Origin of the sequence: Rubrivivax sp. JA1026 (assembly GCF_011065555.1) — a bacterium.
GTDB lineage: Bacteria > Pseudomonadota > Gammaproteobacteria > Burkholderiales > Burkholderiaceae_C > Rubrivivax > Rubrivivax benzoatilyticus.
Window position 1 is genome coordinate 1 of record NZ_JAALCQ010000017.1, and the last position, 3,194, is coordinate 3,194.

3 protein-coding genes are annotated in these 3,194 nt (G+C 73.1%); all 3 read left to right on the plus strand.

Translation table 11 applies throughout. The features are described 5' to 3' along the window. The first annotated feature begins 107 nt into the window (after positions 1 to 107). On the plus strand, positions 108 to 1,595 hold the full coding sequence (locus G5B56_RS19690) for a bifunctional enoyl-CoA hydratase/phosphate acetyltransferase (protein WP_206023559.1): 1,488 nt from the start codon (positions 108 to 110) through the stop codon (positions 1,593 to 1,595). A 7-nt stretch (positions 1,596 to 1,602) separates the two neighbouring features. Continuing rightward, entirely contained in the window at positions 1,603 to 2,871 is a 1,269-nt protein-coding gene (locus tag G5B56_RS19695; RefSeq protein ID WP_164964338.1) for an acetate/propionate family kinase, read from the plus strand. Then, positions 2,838 to 3,194: formate/nitrite transporter family protein (locus G5B56_RS19700; RefSeq protein ID WP_164964339.1), on the plus strand; the 357-nt coding region annotated here is incomplete at its 3' end. The genes G5B56_RS19695 and G5B56_RS19700, both read left to right, overlap by 34 nt.

Genomic DNA, 3,194 nt, shown 5'->3' on the forward strand with positions numbered 1-3,194 from the left:
CAGGTCACCTGAGCGGCCCGCCGCACCTGCAACCACCGATCCACCACGACACCGGGTTCGACCCCGGTCGGGCCTGCTGTTGCCCGCGAATCCGCACAGAGACTGCCATGCTGACCAGAATCCGCCCCACCGCCGCGCTGCACGACGGCGCCCGCCCCCACGCCGCCGCCGCGACGCCGCGGCCGCCGGTGATCGACGCCGACGACGGCGTCAGCGCGAACCTGCCGCTCGAGGAGATCCTCGTCGGCCAGTCGGCGACCCGCACGCGGGCCCTGACGATGGACGACGTGCGGCTGTTCGCCACCGTCTCCGAGAACCGCAATCCGGTGCACCTGGACCCGCGTTTCGCGGCCGGCAACGGCCACGGCAAGGTCATCGCGCACGGCATGTGGACCGGGGCGCTGGTCTCGGGCCTGATCGGCTCGCGCCTGCCGGGCCCGGGCACGGTCTACCTGAGCCAGGACCTGCACTTCCTGCACCCGATCAGCGTCGGCGACCGCATCACCGCGACGGTGACGGTGCTCGAGAAGCGCGAGGCCGAACGTGTCGTCGTGCTCGACTGCGGCTGCGTCAACCAGGACGGCATTCTGGTGGCCAGCGGCGTCGCCGAGGTCGTCGCCCCGCGCAGCAAGGTGCAGGCCGCGCCGGTCGAGCTGCCCGAGGTGCAGCTGATCGGCCACCACCAGCACGACGCGCTGCTCAAGCAGTGCGAGCGTCTGGCGCCGGTGCCCACCGCGGTGGCCTATCCCTGCAACGAGCCGTCGCTGCGCGCCGCGGTCGACGCCGCCCAGGCCGGGCTGATCGCCCCGGTGCTGGTCGGCCCGGCGCGGCAGATGCAGGCCCTGGCCGCCGAACACGGGCTGGACATCTCGGCCTGCCGCATCGTCGACGTCGAGTGCCCGAAGGACGCCGCCGAGGCCGCCGCGCGGCTGGCGCGCGACGGCGAGGTCGGCGCGCTGATGAAGGGCTCGCTGCACACCGACGAGCTGATGGCCGCCGTGGTGCGCAAGGAGAACGCGCTGCGCACCGCCGCGCGCATCAGCCACGTCTTCGTGATGCACGTGCCGACCTACGAGCGCACGCTGTTCATCACCGACGCGGCGATCAACATCTCGCCGACGCTGGACGACAAGGTGCACATCGTCCAGAACGCGATCCACCTCGCGCAGGCGCTGGGCATCCGCCAGCCCCACGTCGCGATCCTGTCGGCGGTCGAGAACGTCAACCCGAAGATCCCGTCGACGATCGAGGCCGCGGTGCTGTGCAAGATGGCCGACCGCGGCCAGATCACCGGCGGCGTGCTCGACGGCCCGCTGGCCTTCGACAACGCGATCTCGGCCGAGGCCGCGCGCACCAAGGGCATCGTCTCGCCGGTGGCCGGCAAGGCCGACATCCTGCTGGTGCCCGACCTGGTGGCCGGCAACATGCTGGCCAAGCAGTTGTCCTTCCTGGCCAACGCCGACGCCGCCGGCATCGTGCTCGGCGCCAAGGTGCCGGTGATCCTGACCAGCCGCGCCGACAACCAGCGGTCGCGCCTGGCGTCCTGCGCCATCGCCGCGCTGCTGGCCCAGGCCCAGCGCGCCGCTGCCGAGTGAGGCCGCGATGAACCGACACGAATCCTGCCTCGTGCTCAACGCGGGCTCGTCGAGCCTGAAGTTCTCGGTGCTGCGCCGCGTCGAGGCCCACGACGACCTGCAGCAGGTGCTCAGCGGCCAGATCGCCGGCATCGGCACCGAGGCCGTCTTCGAGGCCCGCGACGCCAACCGCCGCGTCATCGCCCGGCAGCGCTGGAACGCCGAGGACTCGCGGCGGCGCGAGGCGCTGCTGGCCTTCCTGCTGGACTGGCTGCCGCAGGCGCTGCCCGAGGACCGCATCGTCGCCGCCGGCCACCGCGTCGTGCACGGCGGGCGCACGTTCAGCCGCCCGGTGCGCGTGACGCCGGAGGTGCTGGCCGAGCTGGAGGCCCTGGTGCCGCTGGCGCCGCTGCACCAGCCGCACAACCTCGCGCCGATGCGCGCGCTGGCCGCCAGCCACCCGGAGCTGCCGCAGGTCGCGTGTTTCGACACCGCCTTCCATGCCGAGCTGCCCTGGGTGGCGAGCACCTACGCGCTGCCGCGCGAGCCGGCCTACGAGGGTGTGCAGCGCTACGGCTTCCACGGCCTGTCCTACGAGTACGTGTCGCAGCGGCTGGCGGCGCTGCGTCCGGAACTCGCCAACCAGCGCATCGTCATCTGCCACCTGGGCAACGGGTCCAGCCTGGCGGCGGTGCACGCCGGCCGCGGCGTCGACACGACGATGGGCTTCACCGCGCTGGACGGCCTGCCGATGGGCACACGCTGCGGCTCGCTGGACCCCGGCGTGCTGCTGTACCTGATGCGCGAGAAGGGCATGGGCGCCGACTCGCTGGAGGACCTGCTGTACCGGCGCTCGGGGCTGCTGGGCGTCTCCGGGCTGTCCAGCGACATGCGCGTGCTGCAGGAGTCCGCCGAGCCGGCGGCGCGCCGCGCCGTCGAGCTGTTCTGCTTCCGCGTCGCCAAGGAGGTGGCCGCGATGGCCGGCTCGATGGGCGGCATCGACGCGCTGGTGTTCACCGCCGGCATCGGCGAGAACTCGCCCGCCGTGCGTGCCGACGTCTGCTCGCGCCTGGGCTGGCTGGGCCTGGCGATCGACGACGACGCCAACGGCCGGCGTGCGCTGGAGATCTCGGCCGACGAGTCGGTGCTGCCGGTGTTCGTCCTGCCGACGAACGAGGAAACGATGATCGCGATGCACACCCTGTCCCGGCTCGCCGGCGACGGGCGCGGCGCCGCGATCGCCACACGCCAGGAGGCCGGATCGTGCTCGACCGCACCCACCCCCGCCATCTGCTGAGCGCCGACGACCCGCTGGCCGCCTACGCCGCGCCGGCCCGGCCGCTGCTGGACCCGCTGGCGCCCGACGCGGTGGCCTGCGCCGCCGAGGAGATGGGCGTCAAGAAGGCCAAGGCCTCGGCCGCCCAGCAGTTCGGCCTGGCCGTGCTCGGCGGTGCCTTCGTCGCGCTGGGCGCGATGTTCGCCACCGTCGCCATCGCCGGCGCCGACCACGTTCTGCCCTGGGGCGTGATGCGCCTGCTGATGGGCGCGGCGTTCTCGATGGGGCTGATGCTGGTCGTCGTCGCCGGCGCGCAGCTCTTCACCAGCGACGCGCTGATGGTC

Bases quoted from the DNA above. Each gene is read 5' to 3' on its own strand.
- G5B56_RS19690 (WP_206023559.1), top strand. From the start codon at position 108: ATGCTGACCAGAATCCGCCCCACCGCCGCGCTGCACGACGGCGCCCGC.
- G5B56_RS19695 (WP_164964338.1), top strand. From the start codon at position 1,603: ATGAACCGACACGAATCCTGCCTCGTGCTCAACGCGGGCTCGTCGAGC.